Origin of the sequence: Collinsella sp. HCP28S3_E9 (assembly GCF_052065455.1) — a bacterium.
Lineage (GTDB): Bacteria > Actinomycetota > Coriobacteriia > Coriobacteriales > Coriobacteriaceae > Collinsella.
The window spans coordinates 17,838-35,640 of record NZ_JBQHTZ010000017.1 but is presented as its reverse complement, the minus strand read 5'-3'; the positions used below and the strand labels follow the sequence as shown (position 1 = coordinate 35,640).

18 protein-coding genes are annotated in these 17,803 nt (G+C 60.1%); 2 read left to right on the top strand and 16 right to left on the bottom strand.

Translation table 11 applies throughout. From position 1 onward, the window contains the following. Positions 1 to 86 precede the first annotated feature (86 nt). A complete protein-coding gene (locus ACTNA2_RS08300) occupies positions 87 to 950 on the top strand; it encodes a Cof-type HAD-IIB family hydrolase (RefSeq protein WP_441049197.1) in 864 nt (287 codons plus the stop codon). Between the two features lie 118 nt (positions 951 to 1,068). On the opposite strand, the gene ACTNA2_RS08295 is transcribed toward ACTNA2_RS08300, so the two are convergent. The 4 genes from ACTNA2_RS08295 to ACTNA2_RS08280 all read right to left on the bottom strand — a co-directional run bounded on the left by ACTNA2_RS08295 (position 1,069) and on the right by ACTNA2_RS08280 (position 7,559). Beyond that, complete coding sequence (locus ACTNA2_RS08295; protein WP_427794984.1) at positions 1,069 to 1,863, bottom strand: Cof-type HAD-IIB family hydrolase; 795 nt, start codon at positions 1,861 to 1,863, stop codon at positions 1,069 to 1,071. A 206-nt stretch (positions 1,864 to 2,069) separates the two neighbouring features. After that, entirely contained in the window at positions 2,070 to 3,890 is a 1,821-nt protein-coding gene (locus ACTNA2_RS08290; protein WP_441044634.1) for an adenine deaminase, read from the bottom strand. Between the two features lie 402 nt (positions 3,891 to 4,292). After that, positions 4,293 to 5,504, bottom strand: coding sequence for a tyrosine--tRNA ligase (gene tyrS, locus ACTNA2_RS08285; protein WP_427717719.1), 1,212 nt, complete (start codon positions 5,502 to 5,504; stop codon positions 4,293 to 4,295). A 96-nt stretch (positions 5,505 to 5,600) separates the two neighbouring features. Then, entirely contained in the window at positions 5,601 to 7,559 is a 1,959-nt protein-coding gene (locus ACTNA2_RS08280; RefSeq protein ID WP_441049195.1) for a U32 family peptidase, read from the bottom strand. Between the two features lie 160 nt (positions 7,560 to 7,719). Between ACTNA2_RS08280 and ACTNA2_RS08275 the strand changes: the two genes are divergently transcribed. Continuing rightward, positions 7,720 to 9,900, top strand: coding sequence for a transglycosylase domain-containing protein (locus ACTNA2_RS08275; RefSeq protein ID WP_441049193.1), 2,181 nt, complete (start codon positions 7,720 to 7,722; stop codon positions 9,898 to 9,900). 172 nt (positions 9,901 to 10,072) lie between these two features. Here ACTNA2_RS08275 and ACTNA2_RS08270 read toward each other — a convergent pair whose 3' ends face one another. The 12 genes from ACTNA2_RS08270 to ACTNA2_RS08215 all read right to left on the bottom strand — a co-directional run bounded on the left by ACTNA2_RS08270 (position 10,073) and on the right by ACTNA2_RS08215 (position 17,789). Continuing rightward, entirely contained in the window at positions 10,073 to 10,510 is a 438-nt protein-coding gene (locus tag ACTNA2_RS08270) for an arginine repressor (RefSeq protein ID WP_154516043.1), read from the bottom strand. Positions 10,511 to 10,642: 132 nt separating this feature from the next. Further along, positions 10,643 to 11,692 (bottom strand): glycosyltransferase, encoded by a 1,050-nt coding sequence (locus ACTNA2_RS08265; RefSeq protein ID WP_441049191.1) that lies wholly within the window; start codon positions 11,690 to 11,692, stop codon positions 10,643 to 10,645. 146 nt (positions 11,693 to 11,838) lie between these two features. Beyond that, positions 11,839 to 12,663 carry a tRNA pseudouridine(38-40) synthase TruA gene (gene truA, locus ACTNA2_RS08260; RefSeq protein ID WP_427717709.1) on the bottom strand — a complete coding sequence of 275 codons (825 nt, stop codon included), beginning with the start codon at positions 12,661 to 12,663 and terminating at the stop codon, positions 11,839 to 11,841. An 88-nt stretch (positions 12,664 to 12,751) separates the two neighbouring features. Then, positions 12,752 to 13,234 carry a 50S ribosomal protein L17 gene (gene rplQ / locus ACTNA2_RS08255; RefSeq protein ID WP_271742473.1) on the bottom strand — a complete coding sequence of 161 codons (483 nt, stop codon included), beginning with the start codon at positions 13,232 to 13,234 and terminating at the stop codon, positions 12,752 to 12,754. A gap of 30 nt (positions 13,235 to 13,264) precedes the next feature. Further along, entirely contained in the window at positions 13,265 to 14,206 is a 942-nt protein-coding gene (locus tag ACTNA2_RS08250; RefSeq protein ID WP_154516055.1) for a DNA-directed RNA polymerase subunit alpha, read from the bottom strand. A gap of 32 nt (positions 14,207 to 14,238) precedes the next feature. After that, positions 14,239 to 14,835, bottom strand: a complete 597-nt coding sequence (gene rpsD / locus ACTNA2_RS08245; RefSeq protein ID WP_006235275.1) for a 30S ribosomal protein S4 — start codon at positions 14,833 to 14,835, stop codon at positions 14,239 to 14,241. A gap of 19 nt (positions 14,836 to 14,854) precedes the next feature. After that, positions 14,855 to 15,259: a 30S ribosomal protein S11 gene (gene rpsK, locus ACTNA2_RS08240; RefSeq protein WP_006235274.1), complete on the bottom strand. Its 405-nt coding sequence runs from the start codon at positions 15,257 to 15,259 to the stop codon at positions 14,855 to 14,857. Positions 15,260 to 15,273: 14 nt separating this feature from the next. Further along, the gene (gene rpsM, locus ACTNA2_RS08235) at positions 15,274 to 15,648 is read right to left on the bottom strand and encodes a 30S ribosomal protein S13 (protein ID WP_154516058.1); all 375 of its coding nucleotides are present in this window, start codon (positions 15,646 to 15,648) and stop codon (positions 15,274 to 15,276) included. A gap of 14 nt (positions 15,649 to 15,662) precedes the next feature. Continuing rightward, positions 15,663 to 15,776 carry a 50S ribosomal protein L36 gene (gene rpmJ, locus ACTNA2_RS08230; RefSeq protein WP_006363204.1) on the bottom strand — a complete coding sequence of 38 codons (114 nt, stop codon included), beginning with the start codon at positions 15,774 to 15,776 and terminating at the stop codon, positions 15,663 to 15,665. A gap of 150 nt (positions 15,777 to 15,926) precedes the next feature. Then, positions 15,927 to 16,145 carry a translation initiation factor IF-1 gene (infA, locus tag ACTNA2_RS08225; RefSeq protein ID WP_035137443.1) on the bottom strand — a complete coding sequence of 73 codons (219 nt, stop codon included), beginning with the start codon at positions 16,143 to 16,145 and terminating at the stop codon, positions 15,927 to 15,929. A gap of 232 nt (positions 16,146 to 16,377) precedes the next feature. Then, positions 16,378 to 17,166 (bottom strand): type I methionyl aminopeptidase, encoded by a 789-nt coding sequence (map, locus tag ACTNA2_RS08220; protein ID WP_329738298.1) that lies wholly within the window; start codon positions 17,164 to 17,166, stop codon positions 16,378 to 16,380. After that, the gene (locus ACTNA2_RS08215; RefSeq protein ID WP_347486596.1) at positions 17,163 to 17,789 is read right to left on the bottom strand and encodes an adenylate kinase; all 627 of its coding nucleotides are present in this window, start codon (positions 17,787 to 17,789) and stop codon (positions 17,163 to 17,165) included. Before ACTNA2_RS08215 ends, map begins: the two co-directional genes overlap by 4 nt. Positions 17,790 to 17,803 lie beyond the last annotated feature (14 nt).

Genomic DNA, 17,803 nt, shown 5'->3' with positions numbered 1-17,803 from the left:
GCCAGCCCCAGCTCCCGGGTCGCCCGGTGAAGGCGAGGAAGAAGGGCGTGAAGGGAGCGAAGAGCGTTGCTGCCTAGGCTAGCCCCTTGTCACACAAACTACCGAAGCCTCTTGTTTTTTCCGATATGGATGGAACACTGTTGACGAGTGACAAGCAGATGAGCGACGCCACCTGGACGATGCTCGACGAGCTCGCACGTCGCGGCATTGAGTTTGTACCGTGCACGGGGCGTCCGCTGTCGGGCGTCTTTGAGGCCATCCTCGCCCATCCTGCCGTGCACTACGCAGTCTGCGCCAATGGCGCTAGCGTCTGGCAGCTCGACGAGGATGTGCCCACCGATGCCTCACGCGCCACGCGCATATTGAGCCGACCGCTCGACCGCGCCATCGCCCACCGCGTCCATAGCATTGCCGCCGGCCACGATGTGACCTTCGATATCTTCGCGGACGGGCGGTGCTTCCTCCCCCGCTCGCTCTACACGCGCCTGGACGAATTCTGCGGCGGAGATCCTCACATCGCGGCTTCGCTCAAGCGCACGCGAACGCCGATCGACATGGATATCGACAGCAAAATCGACGAGGTCGAGGTGCTCGAACGCATCGCCATGTACTGGCACGACTCAGCCGACCGCGATGCTATCGTGGCGGCGCTCGACACACTCGAAGGCATTGAGGTCACGCGTTCGTACGCCATGAATATCGAGGTCATGGGCGGGGGCGCCACCAAGGGAACGGCATTGGCTTGGCTATGTGGGCATCTGGGCGAGCCTCTCGCCGACGCCTGGGCGTTCGGCGACAACATCAACGACATACCCATGCTGCAGGCGGCGGGCCACGGCATGGCCATGATCAACGCCGAGCCCGAGGACCGCAAGGCCGCCGACGCCATCACCGAACACGACAACGACCACGACGGCGTCGCCCACACCATCATGGCCGCCCTCGCCTAGCAGCAGCAACCCGGCAGGGTAGCTAATTTGGGACGGGGCTTTTTTAGCTACCCTGGTCACAGTAGTCGTTGGGGGCACTCTTCGCGGGGCGCTGCAAGGACTGTCCCCATCTGCCGAATTAGGCGAGACTCTCCAGCACGCGACGGAGCTCCTGCTGGACGGCGTGGTCGCGGTTGCACCCCACCACGCGATCGGCGACTGCCTTGAGCGCGGGGCGCGCGTTTTCCATCGCGCAGCCCGTGCCGACAAAGCGAATGATCTCGTAGTCGTTCATCGAGTCGCCAAAAGCCATGACCTCGTCGCGTTCGACGCCATAGTGCTCCATGAGCTGTGCGATGCCCGAGGCCTTCGACACACCGGGCTGCATGGCATCGATCCACGCGTTGCCCGAAGGCGCAAAGGTAAAGAACTGGCCGAGCTCGCGCTGCAGTACGTAAGCGCTGTCCATAACGGCACCATCATCGCAAAAGATACTCGCCTTGATGATATTTACGCTGGGATCGGGCAGCTCCCAAATGCGCTCGGCATTGGGAAGGTCCTTATCCACCTCGCGCACGAACTTACTCTCGTCATCGAGCAAGAAGGACTTGGTTCGGTCAAAGAGCGCAAGATGCAGATTGGGAAACGTCGCGACGGCCTGGGCTAGCTTTCGAATCGCCAGGTGCGAATACACCTCACGGCCTACCATTTTGCCGTCGGCGTAGACCTGGGCACCGTTAGCTGCGACAAAGTCCATTTTGTCGCGAACGGGCGCAAAGAACTCGCACAGGCGATCGTAGCGGCGGCCTGACGATGCGGCAAAATGCACGCCATGCTCGCGTAGCGCCAAAATCAGTTCGTAGGTCTCGGGAGGCACCTGGCCGTTTTCGTCAAGCAACGTGCCGTCCATATCGGATGCAATCAGCTTAAACATAGAAAAGCTCCCTTCGGGCTTGCTGGAATCGAACGTGTATCCGATTCCAACGTACCCAAAGGGAGCTCAAATAAGACCCCGCAGTCATAAACGTTACATAGACCTGGCAAATAGCTCACGCGCGCCAGAGAGCCCACGGTCGCGGCGTCAGGCGACACGCCAAAGAGTGTCCCCAGCGACTAGTCGTTTAAGAACGTCCCCGATGACTAGTCGGCGTAGGTGAAGGTCGTGACGTCGAACATGCCCTCGGGGCGGATGCGGAGCGTCGGGATGACCGGCAGGGGCAGGAAGATGATGCCCATGATGGGGTCGAGCGGCGGCTCAATACCCATGGCGCGCGCCTTGACCATAAAGTCGTCGTGCTGCGCCGCGACATCCTCGGCCGTGCCCTCGCTCATCAGGCCACCGAGCGCCAGCGGAATGCGCGCCACGACCTCGCCGTTGCGCACCAGCACGTGACCGCCCTGGCCCACGGCCTCAACAGCAGCCATCATATCGGCGGCGTTGTCGCCCACCACGCACACGTTGTGCGAGTCGTGGCCGATCGTGGAGGCAATGGCACCACCGGTGATGGTGAAACCGCGCACCCAGCCGCGACCGATATGCTTGCCGACCAGGCCCAGGCCAGCGGGACCGTCGCCGTCGACGCCCTCGGCCTGCAGCGACACGCCGCGGCCATGGCGCTCAATCAGCATAATGCGGCGCAGGCCCTCGGCGCTCTCGGGGCGAGCCATACCCGTGATTGCCTTACCCGGCACCACGTCAATCACAGCCTCGCCCGGCTTAAAGGCATAGTCGAAAACGTCGAGCGAAAGCTTCGGCAGCTTAACAGAGGCGCGCAGCTCATCGGCAAGGGCCGCAACCTCGGCCATCTCGGGTGCGATCTCGCCCACAAAGGTGCCATCCTGCGCCACCAGAGCACCGGCGGCATATACGCGATGCGGGGCCGTGGCAAACGTCAGATCGTTGAGCACCAGCAGGTCGGCACGCTTGCCCGGAGCGATGGCGCCGCGGAGCTCATGCGGGTCACGACAGCCGTGGTCCAGGCCAAAGGCCTCGGCCGTGGAAAGGGACGCCATGGAGATGGCGACCACCGGGTCGATGCCGGCCTCGATGGCCACGCGGCAGGCGTTGTCGATCATGCCGGTCGAAAGCGCGTCGGAGGGAGCGCGGTCGTCGGTCGCAAAGCAGCAGCGGCGAGCACGGGCGGGGTTTTCCAGCAGCATAGGCGACAGGTTGGCAAGATCATGGCTGCAGGTACCCTCGCGCAGCATGACATACATGCCGCGGGATAGCTTGTCGAGCGCTTCCTCGGGAATCGTCGACTCGTGGTCGGCGATAATACCCGCCGCGGCATAGGCGTTGAGATCCTTGCCGGCAACAAGCGGAGCATGACCGTCAACCTGCTTGGACGGCGTCTGGTTGGCAGCATCGATGCGAGCGCAGGTCTCGGGGTCGGCCATAAAGACACCCGGCAGGTTCATCATTTCGCCCAGACCAAAGACGTCGCCCGGATGCTCGGCAAAAAACGCCTGCATATCGGCAGCAGTGATGACGGCACCGGCCTGCTCGTCGGGCAGTGCGGGCACGCACGAAGGCATCATGTACTTGATGGAGATGGGTGCGCGACAACCGTCCTCGATCATAAAGCGCAGGCCGTCTAGGCCGGAAACGTTAGCGATCTCGTGGCTGTCGGCAATAGCGGTGGTGGTGCCACGCGTCGCCGCCATGCGCGCATACTCGGCAGGGCGGATGTTCGAAGACTCGATATGCAAGTGTCCGTCAATAAAACCGGGTGCGAGATAGCGACCCTGACAGTCGATGACCTCAGCTGCCTCGTACGTACCAGCAGCGTCATCTCGACCATCGTAGAGAACACCGACGATCACGCCGTCCTTGACGGCGACGCTACCGGGCGCCACGCGCTGACCGTACACATCGACGATTTGCGCGTTGGCAAACAGCGTGTCGACGGGCACGCGGCCCTCGGCGGCATCGATCACAGACCTCATGACCTCAACGGACATACATACTCCTTTAACCGTAGAAAAAAGCTGCGGAGCGGACAGACCTTCACCGCAGCAAGCCAATAGCCATTGTATGCCCAAACGATGGGCCAGCAATACGCCCCTCTGCTTAACGGCACACACCACTTGGCGCAATGGGGACAGGCTGCTTTGTACCAAAAAGGAACGTCCCTAAGTGCCAACCAGGACAACGCCGTAGGTGGAGGACGGACAGCGAGCGGACTCCAGAGCGAACAAATTGGCATGAAAAGAGGGCGGCATAGACCTTCTGGTCATGCCGTCCTCTTTGAATGACAAGTTGTCGCTCTGGTGCCCGCGCAGCGTCGACCGGTCCGCCGTTCGTTAGAACGGCGGAACTGAGGGCAGCGTCGAGCTGTTACGCGGTTTGGTAAAACCGCGTAACTAAATAAGCTTAAAGCCCTTGCGCTTGCCCACGGAGAGGGTGTCGCCCAGCTTGAGGGCACTGGGGTCGATGTTGTAGCTCTTGGGAGCCACGGCCTTGCCGTTGATCTTGACACCGCCGCCGTCAATGTCGCGGCGGGCCTGACCGGCGCTGGCCGAAAGACCCAGGTCCTTGAGCAGGCCGGCAAGGTAAATCTGGCCCTCGTCGTTTACGGTCAGCTCAATATGCTTCTCGGGGAAGTCGGCGAGCTGGCCTTCCTTGAACACGCGATCGAACTCGGCCTGGGCCTCGTCGCCGGCACCGGCGCCGTGGTAGGTGTCGCACAGGTCGCGGCCCAGAGCGCGCTTGAGCTCATAGGGATCGGCAGAGCCATCGGCCAGGGCAGCGTCGATCTTGTCGACCTCGGCCGGGGTGAGCGAGCTCGCCAGGCGGTAGTACTTGCCGATCATCTCGTCGGGGATGGACATGGTCTTGCCGAACATATCCTTGGGCGCGTCGGTCAGACCGATGTAGTTGCCATAGGACTTGGACATCTTACGGACGCCATCGGTGCCCTCGAGCAGCGGCATGGTGAGCGCGATCTGCGGCTCCATACCCATCTTCTCCATGAGCTCACGGCCGGCGAGCAGGTTGAAAAGCTGGTCGGTGCCGCCCATCTCCACGTCAGCCTTGATCATGACCGAATCGTATGCCTGCATCACGGGATACAGGAACTCGTGCAGGGCGATCGGCGTCTGGGACTGATAGCGCTTGGTAAAGTCATCGCGCTCAAGAATGCGGGCGACGGTGAACTTGGAGCACACCTGCAGCAGACCGGCCAGGTCCATCGACAAGATCCAGTCGCCGTTGTGCACAATGGTGGTCTTCTCGGGGTCCAAGATCTTCATGGCCTGGCTCACGTAGGTCTCGGCGTTGGCCTCGATCTGCTCCTGAGAAAGCTGCGGGCGGGTGGAGTTCTTGCCCGAGGGGTCGCCGATCAGCGCGGTACCGTTGCCGATGATCAGGGTGACGTTGTGGCCCAGGTCCTGGAACTGGCGCATCTTGCGCAGGGGCACGGCGTGGCCCAGGTGCAGGTCGGGGCTGGTGGGATCGACGCCGAGCTTGATGTTGAGGGGCTCACCCTTCTCAAGCTTCTTACGAAGGTCGGCCTCGGGGACGATCTTCGCGGCGCCCGAGGTGATGATACGCATTTGCTCGTCAACAGACAGCATTGGGTATCCTCCTTTTGCTATAGCACCCTCGCCGAAAACGGCGGTGCTGGAAGTCCATAAACTCTCATATGATAACAAACTGACGCGACGCGGCACCTACGACAGGAAAATCCTCGTCCTGCCGCATGCGTCGATGGCAACTGGCAAACGTGTACCGTCACGCTCAACCAGATAGCGCGTCTGCCGGCGACGCAAGCAGTCGCGGCAACAGGCCTTTCCCGTCGCATCGGTGGCACAGACGCCCTCGGCGGTCAGCAGGCAGTGCTCGCACACCATGAGCTCGGGACGATCGGTATCGACGGGGCCCAGGACGCCAGGACAGGCGGCAAGCTCGGCAACGCGTTTCGCATCGTGAGCGACAAGTTCGGCAGGCAAAAACACGCGCTGCGCCCCAAGCCCTCGCAACCAGGCGAGCGTTGCCCGGTTCGCACAGAACACCGGCGCCGCCACGTCAAAGGCGACGCGCAGTTCGCGAGCTATCGCCACTTGTCCCAGATTACGACAGACGATGCGGCCGGCGCGCTGCATGAGCGACCGAGTGCGCTCGATATCGCCCACACGGCAGACCTCGTCGAGCACAACAGTCGCATCGGACAGGTCGAGCTCTTCGTTCGGGTCCTGGTCCATCAGCTGCCAGGCAAAGACCAAGCGAGCGGCGACAGACTCTGCAGGTTCTTCCGGCTGCGCGCCACCATCCATCAGAACGCCCGCAAACGGCAGCGTCTCGACAGCGCGTTTCGCAAGCACGGCCGCATCGGCCTCGGCCCGCATGCGCTCCAGTGCCGCCGCCGTTTGCTCAAGCACGCCAGCGCTGCGAATCAGATACACTTCGCAGCCCGCGTCGACCTTGCGCTTGCAATGGACAACGATGCGCTCCCCCACCGCGGCATCCACCGGGCAGGGAACTTGCGGCCAGCGTTTAGGTACATCGGGCCGAGCGTCGGCGCCCGGGTAAAACCTGATCTCGAGCGTATCGCCCGCCGCCACGGCGGCATCGAGCTCGACGGTCACTTCCTCGTGTCCCACGGCAACCAAACGGCCCACACGCACGCCCTGGTTGATCGCGCGTTCAAAACTCATAAGCTCCGCGCCCGAGCGGCCTCGCAGATACGCGTCGGTAAACCCGCGGTTAAACGACCTTCCCAGCTCACGTTCGAGCGCCCGCACGGCATCGGGATCCCACGCGCCATCACGCAGCATATCGAGCGCCCGGCGCCACGCCCGCACCACGTTGTAGACGTAGTCGGGGTTCTTCATACGTCCCTCGATCTTGAGCGACGCCACCCCGGCAGCAACAAGCTCGGGTAAATGAGCAATGCCCAGATAGTCACGCGGGCAGAGCAGACGATCGCCTTCGACGGCAACGACGCTCTCCCCAGCCTCATCCTCCAAATCGTATGCCAGGCGGCACGGCTGCGTGCAGTCGCCACGCATCGCCGACCGTCCGCGCCGCAGGGCCGAAAACTCGCACGCGCCCGAATAGCCAATGCATATGGCGCCATGGCAGAACACCTCGATGGGCACACCGGTAGCGCAGAGCGTCGCAATCTCTGCCACGGTCAGCTCGCGCGCCGTCGTCACGCGCTCGACCCCCAGCTCGTCAGCCGCCAAACGCACGGACCCCTTGCTATGGACGCCCGCTTGGGTGGACAGATGAATCTCGACCCCCGGAATTGCCGCATGCAGCGCGCGGGCTAGGCCCGCATCTGCCACGATCAATGCATCGGCGCCCAGCGCATGCGCATGTGCCCCCAGTGCCACGGCTTCGGACAGCTCGTCGTCGAACACAAATACGTTGAGCGTCACGTACACGCGCGCACCATGGGCGTGCGCCACGGCACACCCGCGCGCAAATTCGTCATCACTAAACCCGTGCGCACTCACGCGGGCGTTAAATCCGCTCAATCCGGCATAAATGGCATCGGCACCTGCCGCGATCGCGGCGAGCATCTGATTGAGCCCGCCAGCCGGAGCCAACAGCTCGGGCAGTGCCAGCCCCGATGTTGGCGTCCCATTCCCGCATTGTCTGCTAGGCTCCGTCGCCCAAATCGCCATCGGCAAACTCCTTACCAAGGTATGCAATCGCTCTGTTAATTGCCGTCAACCAGCATACACGAGGCTTCGCGCGGCTCGATTGGTTTATCGTGTAATAACTTATGTCCATCCTGCCCGACGCACACCCGCCGCCTGGCACGACATACTTGGAGGTCAACATATGGGTCCTCGCCAACGACAGGGACACGGTCGCTCTAAGACGCACGTCCTGCCCGTCATCCTGCTTTCGCTTTTGGGCTTTTTGCTCATCGCGGGCGTAGCATTTGGCATCGGCATGATCGGCAACGTCAACCGCTGGCTGTCCGACCTGCCCGACTACACCGACGCCAACGCCTATCTGGTCAGCGAGCCCACCGAGATTGTTGACTGCAACGGCAACAAGATCGCCAGCTTCTATACCCAAAACCGCAAGTCCATCACCAAGGACCAGGTCTCCCCGTACGTCCTGCAGGGCACGATCGACGTCGAGGACGAGCGTTTCTACGAGCACGGCGGCATCGACCTCTTGGGCATCGCGCGTGCCTCGGTGGCAACCCTTGCCGGCGGCCACGAAGGAGCCTCGACCATCACCCAGCAGCTGGTGCGCAACACCATCCTGCAGGAGGAGCAGTTCGACTCGACCATCGAGCGTAAGGTGCGCGAGGCCTATATCGCCATCAAGATGGAGGACATGTACTCCAAAGACGAGATCCTCATGATGTACCTCAACACCATTTACTATGGCCACGGCGCCTATGGCATCGAGGCCGCCGCCGAGACCTACCTCTCCAAGAGTGCTTCCGACCTCACCCTGAGCGAGGCCGCGCTGCTCATCGGTCTGCCCAACTCGCCTTCACAGTACGACCCCACGGTCAATCCCGACCTGGCGCTTTCCCGCCGCAATAAGGTGCTCGACAACATGCTGCGCCTGGGCCACATCACGCAGGAAGAGCACGATGCCGCGCAGGCTGAGCCCATCACCCTCAACGTGACCGAGATCTCGGGCAGCGGCGTCGACGTATACTCACAGCCCTACTTTGTCTCCTACGTCAAGCAGCTGCTCGAGCAGGAGTTCTCCACCGACGTACTCTTTAAGGGTGGCCTGACTGTTAAGACCACCATCGACCCCACCATGCAGCAGGTGGCCGAGGAGGCTGTGCGCTCACAGCTCGACACGCTTTCGCTCGATGGCCTGGACATGGGCATGGTTGTCGTTGACCCCAAGACCGGCTACATCAAGTGCATGGTGGGCGGCTACGACTACAACGCCGACGAGAATCACGTGAACCACGCTACGGCAAAGCGCCCCGTGGGCTCCACGTTTAAGGCCTTTACGCTGGCAACTGCCATCCAAAACGGCATGAACCCCAACGTCATTCTCAACTGCAACTCGCCACTCAAGGCCAAGGGCACCACGACCGAGGTGCAAAACTATGGCAAACAGAGCTATGGCAACATCACGCTTAAGCAGGCAACGGCATACTCATCCAACACCGGCTATATTCAGGTGGCCGAAGCCATCGGCAATGACAAGATCATGTCGCTCGTCAAAAAGCTCGGCATCGATCCCGCCAAGGACAATATCGAGGACGTTCCCGTCATGACGCTCGGCACCGGGTCCATCTCACCGCTCGAGATGGCATCGGCCTACGCCGCTTTTGCCAACGGCGGCTATTATCGCCAGCCGATCGCCATCACCGAGATCGACTCGCGTACCGGCTCGGTTCTGTACCAGCACACCGACAATCCCACGCGGGTGCTCACCGAAGGTGAGGCTGCCGCGGTTACCGACGTTCTATCCGGCGTCATGCAGGGCAGCGGCACGGGTGCCGCCGGCGCGCTGAGCGTCAACCAGCCCTATGCCGGCAAGACGGGCACCACTGACAACACCACCAACCTGTGGTTCTGCGGCTACACGCCGCAACTGGCATGCGCCCTGTGGACCGGTTATTCCGCAGGCGAGATTCCCATCCAAAAGTACGGTTCGGACCTGCTGGGCGACAGCACCAACCTGCCCGTCTTTAAGAAGTTCATGAACACCGTTCTTGCGGGCGCCGAGCGCGAGGAGTTCCCGACCGGAACGGCTCCCACGTACAAGAACAATAACGTCTGGAAGTTCTACGGCACAAACAACAAGAAGAAGGAAGAGGACGAGGATAAGGACGAAGACGAGGAAGAAGAGACGGAGACCACCGGCGGGAGCGGCAACGAGGGCGGCAACACCGGCGGCGAAGGCGATGGCGGCAGTACCACCCCTACTCCCGACCCCAGCCCCAGCCCCGATCCCAGCCCCAGCCCCGACCCTGGCCCGACCCCCGATCCCAGCCCTAGCCCGACCCCCGATCCCTCCACAGGTCAGTAGATAGCAAAGCGCCCGAGCAGCTCAAATGCTCGGGCGCTTTTTGCTGGGACATACATGGCATATCGCGCGCAATCGAGATGCCACGATAGCACCGTCACAAATAGGGCGTCGGCTCAAAACCGACGCCCCTGTATTTCTGCCGTCTTAGCTGGCGTTGTATACGCGCGTAAAGCTATTTACGCGCGGCGCTGAGCTTGTTAATCAGCGCTTCGAGGCGTTCGCCATCCTCGGCAGTCTGAGCGATAACCAAAATCGTGTCATTGCCGGCAAGCGATCCGAGCACATCGGGCAGCTCGGCCGCATCGACAGCCGCGGCAATGCCCGAGGCGGTGCCGGGCTGAGCCTTAATCATAACCAGGTTGTCGGTGCGCAACACACCGGTAACAAGCTCGGAGACCATGCGCTGCAGGTGCAGGTCCTCAGCCAGAACATAGATGCCCTCGGGCAGTTTGCGCAGCCCCATATCGGCGATGTCACGCGAAACCGTCGCCTGCGTGCAATCAAAGCCCATGGCGCGGAGTTCGTCCACCAGCACGCGCTGCGTACGCACGTCTTTATTGCGCACGATATCTCTGATGGCATCCTGGCGCCCGTTGCGTTTTTTAGCCATATAAAACCTCACTCCATAGATGGCGAAGACAATCTATCAGTGATTGAATAGTTTAGCGCTATTTGAGGCTATTTGTGAATAAGAACGCATTTCGAAACAATTCTATGCAAATTATTTGCGAATATGACGCAGCTAGGCTATCCTTGCGCCCGTTCTGTTCAAAAAAGCAGCCAGATGCGCATACATAACGCAGCGCATAGGCTTAACGTTGGCAATCGGCCCAAACAAAAGTCCAAGGCCTCGGCGCTCTCCCTTAAGGGCCACCGCCATCTGGCGGGTCCGCACGTCATTGAGCATATCACGCAATCGTGCCGTGCGCTCAATTGAAGACACCCCATGGGGGCTCAGGCACAAATTCTCGATACAAGCAACCAAGCGGCCATAGTAAAACCGTTGGCAGGCCAGCTTTAGATGGTTATCGTCATCTATTGCGTCAAATGGCACGCAAAGCTCTTCAAGCGCCTTGGCGTCATCGGAAAGTCGCGAGAACATGGTGGGGTCGAATGAATCCGCAACCGATGGCGCGGCCGTATGGAAACAAGCTTCGGCGCACCCAAATACGCGTTCCGCATGCGAAAGGGCAGGCGCCAAAAAGGCGATCGCACGATACGACTCGGCATGCTGCAGACACAACTCAAACAGGGAGCGTTCATACATCACGCCGGAATGTTGACAAACCAGACCGCTCTCGACCAGCTTGGCCAGGCCTAAAGCCCGGTCTCCATCGTCGGCAAGGGCAATGGATTGCGCGTCCAACATACGAGAATGGCGTTCCCGATGCGTATCGTAGCGATCGAGCGACACCGAGGGAAATACGATATCTGCCGAGGTCTCACAAGCGACATCGAGCATTGCCAAAAACGCGTGCGGCGCAAACCACTCGTCGGCGCTCATTGCGATAATGTGGGCCCCGCGCGAAGCGGCAAAACCCTCGCGAAGGCAAGCTCCGCTCGACGGATCGTCAACGTCTATCAAATCGATGTGAATATCTCTGCCCGCGGCAACATCGAGCGAATGACGAACGCCCGGCGCAGCGTTGCGACATGCAACGACAATCTGCATATCGTAGAGGTCTTGGTTTTGGACGCTTTCGAGTGCACGCATCGCGTAGCTGGGCGAACCCTCCACAACAAGGATCACCGAAAGTCGCGGAAGCGAGCCACGTCGAAGCAAGTTATCCATCCTCTCGACAGCAATAATCAACTGCCGTTCATGGTACACCCCGGCAATAAACGCAATGAGTCGCCCGATGCGCTGCACGCCAAGAACAGATGTTGCACACGGCTCGCCCACACGAGCAGCATACTTAGATGGCTCTCGCTTCTCCCCTATTCGAGCGCGACGAGCTCGGTGGGGTCATAATCTACGCCCATAAAGGTAAGGCCGCACGCCGGCGCCGTGGGACCCGCAGCAGTACGATCGCAAGCGTCAATCACCTCGCGCATCCACTCGGGATCGCGGCGATGCATGCCGATCTCGACGAGCGTTCCCACGATGGTGCGCACCATCGAATGCAAAAACGCATTGCCCTCGATGGTAAACGTGAGGATATCCTCGCCAAAGGCGACCTCGTGGCCAAACTCGGCACGCATCACGCAACGATGCGTTGGCTTGCCCACGGCAGAAGCGACCTTACAAAAGCTCTTAAAGTCCTGTTCGCCCAAAAGCGCTGGGCAGGCGGCTGCCATCGCATCCACGTCCAAAGGATAACGATGCCACCATACCGCACCACGCGATAGCACCGGACGCGCATCGCGATCGGCAATGCGGTAGGTATAGGTCCGAGAACGTGCGTCAAAACGCGCAGAAAAGCCCTTACGGGCCTTGTAGACCTCATTAACGGCGATATCTTTGGGCAGCAGCGCATCCATAGCTCGCAGCCACCTGCGGCGCGTTAAAGCGAGCTCAGCATCCGTAACGGGCACGCTGATGTATTGGGCCACCGCATGCACCCCTGCATCGGTGCGCCCGGCACACGTCAAATCGACTGAGCGGCGCAAGAGCGTCTCTATGGCAAGACGCAGCTCTCCGGCAACCGTCGTCTGCCCCGGCTGCTCGGCAAATCCGCTATAGGACGAGCCGTCATAGGCAACACGAAACACCAACGTGGCATCGAGCTCTGGAGTCAAATTGAAATCAGACGGCGCGGTCATGGGCGCTCCCAACAAACAACGATATCACGACAAAAAAAGAGGGGTACGCGAACGTACCCCTCGAATATAGCCTATGCAGACGAATTGTCTACTCAGCGGTCTCCTCAGCAGGAGCCTCCTCGGCAGCGGTCTCCTCGACAGCCTCGACCTTCTTGGGAGCAGCGGCCTTCTTGGGGGCCGGAGCAGCCTTCTTGGCCTTGGGCGTGCAAGGCTCGGTGACGAGCTCCATGATAACGATGGGAGCGTTGTCGCCCTTACGGTTACCGAGCTTCATGATACGGGTGTAACCGCCGTTGCGATCCTGCCACATGCCCTGAGCAGCCTTGTCGAAGATCTCGGCAACGAGCTGCTTATCGCCGAGCTTGGCGATAGCCAGACGACGAGAGTGCAGGTCGCCCTTCTTGGCCCAGGTGATGATCGGCTCGACAACCGAACGCAGCGCCTTAGCGCGGGTCTCGGTGGTCTTGATGCGGTCGTTCTCGAAGAGGGCCTTGGCCAGGCTCTTCTTCATGGCCTTGGTGTGGCTCGCATCGGTGCCGAGCTTCAGGCCCTTCTTAACGTTGTGACGCATGGTCTAGTTTCTCCTCAAATATGCGAAGCATTAAGCCTTCAGGCTCAGGCCCATGGACTCAAGCTTGTCCTTCACTTCCTCGATCGACTTAACACCGAAGTTGCGGATGTTCAGAAGATCGTTCTCCGAGAACTCAACGAGCTGACGGACCGAGTGAATGCTGGCACGCTTAAGGCAGTTGTAGGAACGGACAGAAAGGTCCAGATCCTCGATCTGCTTGTCCAGCTCGGCGTTGTCGTTGGTGACCTCGGGAGCGAAGATCGAAACCTCCTCCTCGACCTCGGGGGTCTCGGCAAGGTTCATAAAGGCAGCCATATGCTGGTTGATGATATTGGCAGCCTGGACCACGGCGTCGCGCGGGGCGATGGAGCCGTTGGTCTCGATCTCGAGGACAAGGCGGTCGTAGTCGGTGTGCTGACCGACACGGCAAGCCTCAACGAGCTTGGCGCAACGGGATACCGGCGAGTACAGCGAGTCGACGTGGATCACACCGATGGGATCGTTGTCGCGCTTGTTGGCCTCGCCAGAGACATAGCCGCGGCCATAGCCGATGCGCATGCTCATGGTGAGATGGCCACCCTCGGTGAGCGTAGCGATGTGCTGCTCGGGGTTGACCAACTCAAACTCGGACGGAATAAAGAAGTCCGCACCGGTGACCTCGCAGGGGCCGTCAACCGAGATGGTGGCGGTCGCCTCGTCGGTCGTGCCGAGAGCCCTGAAGACAAGACCCTTGACATTCAGGACGATGTCAGTGACATCCTCGACCATGTTAGGGATGGTCATGAACTCGTGCTGCGCGCCATCGATCTGAATAGCCTCGACGGCGGCACCCTCGAGCGAGGACAGAAGAACGCGACGCAGGGAGTTGCCCAGCGTATCACCGTAACCGCGCTCGAGCGGCTCGACGGAGACACGAGCAGACGTCTCGTTGATCTCTTCGACCTGAACCTGAGGCCTAATGAATTCTGACATGTATTACCTCCAGCCTCAGCAGCCCGGATGGACTACTTAGAGTAGAGCTCGACGATGAGCTGCTCGTTGATATCACCGCTGATCTGCTCACGCGTCGGCAGAGCGAGCACGTTACCAGACAGCTTCTCGATATCGACCTCAAGCCAGCCAGGGACCTCAAAGCGCTCGGAGGAAATCAGAGCCTCCTTGATGGGGAGGAGGTCACGGAACTTCTCGCCGACAGCGACGACGTCGCCGGCCTTGACGCGATAGGACGGGATGTCCACGCGCTTGCCGTTCACGGTGAAGTGACCGTGGCGGACGGACTGACGAGCCTCTTTACGGGTGCGAGCGAAGCCAAGACGGAAAACAACGTTGTCGAGGCGAGACTCAAGGATGATCATGAGGTTCTCACCGGTGACGCCGTTCATCTTACGGGCCTTGTTGAAGTAGCCGTGGAACTGCTTCTCCAGAACGCCATAGATGAACTTGACCTTCTGCTTCTCACGCAGCTGCATGCCGTACTCAGATTCCTTGCGACGGCGCTTGGGCTGACGGATAGATTCCTTCTTGCTGCTGTAACCGAGCTCAGCGGGATCGATCCCGAGCTGACGGCAGCGCTTAAGAACAGGAGTCCTGTCGATTGCCATATTGATACGATCCTTTCAGTTACACGCGGCGACGCTTCTTGGGGCGGCAGCCGTTGTGCGGGATGGGGGTCTTGTCCTGAATGCTCGAGACCTCGAGGCCAGCAGCCTGGAGGGAGCGGATGGCGGTCTCACGACCGGAGCCGGGGCCCTTGACGAAGACGGAAACCTTCTTCATACCGTGCTCCATGGCCTGCTTGGCAGCAGCCTCGGCAGCCATCTGGGCAGCGAACGGCGTGGACTTACGGGAGCCCTTGAAGCCCACCTGGCCAGCCGACTTCCAGGAAATGACGTTGCCCTGGGGATCGGTGATCGAAACGATCGTGTTATTGAACGTAGAACGGATGTGAGCCTGGCCCACGGAAATGTTCTTACGGTCCGCGCGCTTCAGACGGGCAGCGCGAACGTTCTTCTTAGCAGTAGCCATCTATCTAGCGCTCCTTATTTCTTCTTCTTAGCACCGATCTGACGCTTCGGGCCCTTGCGGGTACGAGCGTTAGTGTGGGTGCGCTGGCCGCGGACCGGGAGGCCCTTGCGGTGACGAAGGCCGCGGTTGCAGCCGATGTCCATAAGGCGCTTGACGTTCTGGTTGCGCTCACGGCGGAGGTCGCCCTCAACCATGATCTGGTTCTTGTCGATATACTCGCGGATGGCGTTAACCTCATCCTCGGTGAGGTCCTTAACGCGCGTATCCACGTTAACGTTGCACTCGACGCAGATTTTCGTCGCAGTGGTGCGGCCGATGCCGTAAATGTAGGTCAGACCGATCTCAACGCGCTTCTCACGCGGGAGGTCGACACCATTAATACGGGCCAACGTAGTCTCCTCTCTTAACCCTGACGCTGCTTATGACGGGGGTTCTCGCAAATGACGAGGACCTTGCCATGGCGCCTAATGATTTTGCACTTATCGCACATCTTCTTGACCGAAGGACGTACCTTCATCGTTCTTCCTTTCGGTAGCGCTCAAACTACTTCCCTACTATCTACTCGCCCAGCCGCAGGCGTTTAAAACTATGGCTGGTCTTCACACACAATCCGACCGTAGGTTGAGCTAAGCCTGCAGTCGGAAATAGAGTGCGTGTATGCGTGCCGCTATTTGTAGCGATAGGTGATGCGGCCGCGGGTCAGGTCGTACGGGGAAAGCTCCACGACAACCCTGTCACCGGGGAGAATACGGATGTAATTCATTCGAATCTTGCCAGAAATGTTGCACAGAACCGAATGACCGTTCTCGAGCTCGACCTTAAACATGGCATTAGGCAACGGTTCCTTTACCGTACCCTCGAGCTCAATTGCGTCTTCCTTCTTCACAAGCAATCATCTTTCTCTAGAAAACGACAGCGATTGATTATTCTACAACACGTATACACGCATCGTAATAACTTCGTAATGGCTCCACAACTACGTGGAACTTGTTACATTTGAAATGTAAAACAAAGCCGTTCCCTGATGCCCAAGATCGCCTTGGAATGAGAAGGCATAGACCTTGGGGTCATGCCTTCGAAATTGAAAGGCGAGGTTGGGCATCAGGGGGCGGCGACTTTTACATTTCTCCGCCTTGGAGCGAACACCAGGATCCTTGCGCATCGGTGGTGAGAATCACCGGACCGTCATTGGTGATGGCGACGGTGTTCTCGTAGTGCGCGGCGGGCAGGTGGTCGTTGGTGGTGACGATCCAACCGTCGGAGCCCGTGCTCACATGGTTGGAACCCATCGTTACCATCGGCTCGATGGCAATGACCATACCGGCCTGGAGGCGAACGCCCCTCCCCTTCTTTCCATAGTTAGGAACGTTGGGGTCCTCGTGCATCACGCGGCCAATGCCATGGCCCACATAGTCACGAAGCACGCCATAACCGTGAGACTCGGCGAGGGACTGGACGGCATAACCAACATCCCCGATATGGTTACCGGGAACAGCCTGCTCAATGGCAGCCTTAAGGCAATCGCGCGTAACCTCGCACAGGGCCTTGGCCTCGGGCGTAGGGGTGCCGACGAAAAACGTCCATGCGTTATCGCCAACCCAACCGTCGACAACGGCTCCCGTATCGATAGAGATGATATCGCCATCGCGCAGGATCATATCGGGGTTGGGAATACCGTGGACCACGGCATCGTTGATCGATGCGCAAATGGTCCCCGGGAACCCGCCGTAACCCTTAAAGGCCGGGGTGCCGCCATGCATGCGGATAATCTGCTCCGCGAGCTGATCGAGCTCAAAAGTCGAAACGCCGGGGCGCACCATGGCTCCAACGTGGCGGAGCGCCATCTTAGATAGCGCTCCTGCCTTCTTCATCTGCTCGATTTGCGTTGCAGACTTAATCTTAATCATAGACCGAGGGCCTCTTTGACATCCCCGTATACGGTCTCGCGAGCCTGGTCACCGTTGACCGACTTGAGCAGACCCTGGCCACGATAGTAATCGACAAGCGGGCTCGTGGACTTCTCGTAGACGTCGAGACGGTTCTTGATGGTCTCGGGCTTATCGTCGTCGCGCTGATACATCTCGCCGCCGCATTTGGGGCAGGTAACATCGGCAGCAGTGCCGGTGTAACCGCAGGCGCGGCAGGTTCGACGCGAAGACAGACGATCGATAATAACCTCGGGGGCCACGTCGACCAGAAGGGCACAGTCGATCTCGCGACCCATGGCGGAGAGCTCGGAATCGAGCGTCACAGCCTGGGCGGTGTTGCGCGGGAAGCCGTCGAGGATGAAGCCCTGCTGGGCGTCATCGGCGGCAAGGCGCTCCTTGACAAGGTCGATCACGAGCTGGTCGGGAACGAGCTCGCCAGCGTCCATGTACTTCTTAGCCTGAATACCAAGCTCGGTGCCACCCTTGACGGCAGCACGCAGCAGGTCGCCCGTGGAGATGTGGGCGACGCCAAACTCGGCGACGAGCTCCTGTGCAACGGTGCCCTTACCGGCACCCGGAGCTCCGAGCAATACGAGGTTCATGAGCAATCCTCCTC